The organism is Pseudonocardia sp. SID8383 (assembly GCF_009864975.1).
GTDB lineage: Bacteria > Actinomycetota > Actinomycetes > Mycobacteriales > Pseudonocardiaceae > Pseudonocardia > Pseudonocardia alni.
In genome coordinates, this window is record NZ_WWFY01000658.1 from 1 (window position 1) to 2,701 (window position 2,701).

Below are 2,701 nucleotides of genomic sequence, written 5' to 3' on the forward strand. Positions count from 1 at the left end.
CAGGTCCGCGGGCCGTGCCGCCGCGCGGTCGGCCTCCCGGTGCGCGGTCGCGGCGCTCAGCAGCTCCTCGGCGTGCGCGCGGCCGGTGTCCGTGTCGTCCATCCCGGCCAGCATCCGTGCCAGCTCCCCGGTGCGCTCCTCCTCGGTGAGCCGCCGCACGCTGGAGCGGGTGACGCCCGCCCCGGACGCCTTCTGCACCACGAGGTGCCGGTCGGCGTACGCCGCGACCTGCGGCAGGTGTGTGACGACGATGACCTGGTGGCGGGCCGCGAGCTGCGCGAGCCGGCGGCCGATCTCCACCGCGGCCCGGCCGCCGACGCCGGCGTCGACCTCGTCGAACACCATGGTCGGCACCGGGTCGGCGCCGGCGAGCGCGACCTCCAGGGCCAGCATGACCCGGGACAGCTCGCCGCCGGAGGCGCCCTTGTGCAGCGGCTGTGCCACCGCCCCGGCGTGCGGGACGAGCCGGATCTCGACCTCGTCGACGCCGCTCGACCCGGCCTGGCAGCGCCGCCCGCCGACCTCGAGCACCGGCCCGGTGTCGGCAGCGGGCCGCGGCTGCACGCCGACCTGCAACGTCGCGTCCTTCATGGCGAGCCCGGCGAGTTCCGCCGTCGTCGCCTCGGCCAGCCGGGACGCGGCGGCGGTGCGCGCCGCGGTGATCGCGGCGGCGTGACCGGCCAGCTCACCGGCGAGTGCGTCACGGCGGGCCGACAGCTCGGCGAGCGCCTCGTCGGAGGTGTCGAGCCCGGACAACCGCTCGCGGGCGGTGTCCGCCCAGGCCAGCACGCCGTCGGTGTCCGCGGCGTACTTGCGGGTGAGCGCCTTGAGCTCGGCCTGGCGGGTCAGGACGCGGGACAGCAGCTCGGGGTCGGCGTCGAGCCGGTCGAGGTAGCCGCTCAGCTCGGCCGCGGCGTCGGCGAGGACCGCGATGGCCTCGGTGAGGCGCGGGCCGAGCTCCTCCAGCGCGGGGTCGCCACTGCCCTCGGCGAGCCCCTTGGCCTGCCCGGCGAGCCCGACGGCGCCGGGGGCCTCGCCGTCGTCCGACCCGGACAGAGCGAGGTGTGCGCTCTCGGCGGCGGCTCGCAGGTCGTCGGCCTCGGCCATCCGGCGGGCCTGTTCGACGAGCTCGCGGTCCTCACCGGGCTGCGGGTCGGCGGCCTCGATCTCGGCGAGACCGTGGCGCAGCAGGTCCGCCTCCTGGGCGAGCCGGCGGGCGTTGTCCCGCCGCTCGGCGAGCTCGGTGACCACCTGCAGCCACTCGGTGCGCACCGTCCGGTAGGCGGCCAGCGGGACCGCGACGGGGTCCCCGGCGAAGCGGTCGAGCAGGGCCCGCTGGTCGGAGCCGCGCAGCAGCCGCAGCTGGTCGTTCTGCCCGTGCACCGCGAGCTGGGTCTCGGCGAGCCTGCCCAGCACCCCGTTGGGCACCGACCGCCCGCCCAGGTGGGCCCGGGAGCGCCCGTCGGCCGACACGGTGCGGGCCGCGATCAGCGACCCGTCGTCGTCGGCCTCGGCGCCCACCTCCTCGGCCAGTTCCAGCGCCCCCGGCGAGGCCGCGAACCGGCCCTCGACGACGGCGCGCCTCGCCCCGGCCGACACCCGCGAGGACTCCGCGCGGCCACCGCCGAGGAGGTTCAGCCCGGTCACGACCATGGTCTTCCCGGCGCCGGTCTCGCCGGTCAGCACGGTCAGGCCCGGGTCGAGCTCCAGGGTCGCGTCGTCGATCACGCCGAGGCCCTGGATCCGCATCTCGGACAACATGCGTGGGACCATACGTTCGAACACCGACAGCGTTCGAGCCCCGACACGCGAACGGCACCGAACGGATGTTCCCGTGCGCCGAACGGTCGATCAGGTGTTCGAACCCGGTGGTTGGGTCCGGGCCCCCCGCCAGCCCCGGACGGGCAGGTCGAACTTGCGGACGAGCCGGTCGGCGAAGGGCTGCGCGGCCAGGCGCACCATCCGCACGGGCTCCGACGCACGCCGCAGCTCCACCCGTGCCCCGGGCGGCACCGCGACGGTGCGACGGCCGTCGCAGTCCAGCACGGCGGACGGGCCGTCGGCGGACACCTCGATCGCGACGGTGCTCTCCGGCGCGATCACCATCGGCCGGGCGAACAGGGCGTGTGCGTTGCTGGGGACCACCAGCAGTGCCTGCACCTGCGGCCAGATCAGCGGCCCGCCCGCGGAGAAGGCGTAGGCGGTGGAGCCGGTCGGGGTGGAGCAGAGCACCCCGTCGCAGCCGAAGGAGGACACCGGGCGGCCGTCGACCTCGAGGACGACCTCGAGGATGCGGCCGCGGGTGGTCTTCTCGACGACGGCCTCGTTCAGCGCCCACGCCCGGCCGAGCACCTGCCCGGCGGCGGTGACGACGGCCTCGAGGGTGGTCCGTTCCTCGACCTCGTAGTCGCCGTCGGCGAGCTTCTGCAGCGCCTCGGGCAGGGTGTCCTCCTCGGCCTCGGCGAGGAAGCCGACGTGGCCGAGGTTGACGCCCAGCAGGGGCACGCCGGCGTGGCGGGCGAGGTCGGCGGCGCGCAGCAGGGTGCCGTCGCCGCCGAGGACCAGGACCGCCTCGGCGCCGCGGGCGCACTCCGGGCTCCCGGGGACCGGGACCGGCTCGTAGCCCGCCGGGACGTCGGGGTCCGCGGCGAGCTCGGCCCACTCGTCGGCGAGCACCCGGGTGCGCAGGCCGAGCCGCCCG

General features: G+C 76.7%; 2 protein-coding genes. Both read right to left on the reverse strand.

The window, feature by feature from the left end; all coding sequences use genetic code 11:
* On the reverse strand, nucleotides 1–1,761 hold a 1,761-nt coding region (recN, locus tag GTW08_RS16230), incomplete at its 3' end, for a DNA repair protein RecN (RefSeq protein ID WP_161152164.1).
* A 90-nt stretch (nucleotides 1,762–1,851) separates the two neighbouring features.
* The coding region (locus tag GTW08_RS16235; RefSeq protein ID WP_161152165.1) for an NAD kinase at nucleotides 1,852–2,701 on the reverse strand (850 nt) is incomplete at its 5' end.